This window comes from Pseudomonas sp. EA_65y_Pfl1_P113, from assembly GCF_963970525.1.
GTDB classification, from domain to species: Bacteria; Pseudomonadota; Gammaproteobacteria; order Pseudomonadales; family Pseudomonadaceae; genus Aquipseudomonas; species Aquipseudomonas tritici.
In genome coordinates this window covers 1-327 of the sequence record NZ_CAXAQM010000715.1, presented here as the reverse complement: position 1 = coordinate 327, position 327 = coordinate 1, and the positions used below count along the sequence as shown (strand labels likewise).

Genomic DNA, 327 nt, shown 5'->3' with positions numbered 1-327 from the left:
CGCGCAGGCGCGTGATGATCGCCATCAAGCGGTCGATCTCCCGCGCCGACAGGCTGCTGGTGGGTTCATCAAACGCGATCACATGCGCACCACGGGACAACGCCTTGGCGATTTCCACCAGTTGGCGCTGCCCCAGGGACAGGCGGCCGAGCTTTTCATCCGGGTCGATTTCATCCGCCAGGCCCTTGAGGCAAGCCAACGCCTGCTTGCGCAGCAGCGCCCGATTGACCACCCCAAAACGCGACGGCAAATGCCCGAGGAACAGGTTCTCGGCCACGGTCATTTCCGGCACCAGATGCAGCTCCTGGTGGATCACCGCCACGCCGC

At 64.5% G+C, this 327-nt stretch carries 1 protein-coding gene; it reads right to left on the bottom strand.

Annotation, left to right across the window (positions count from 1 at the left end):
• A partial coding sequence (locus AACY52_RS31865) for an ATP-binding cassette domain-containing protein (RefSeq protein WP_339561635.1) occupies window positions 1-327 on the bottom strand: 327 nt, incomplete at both ends.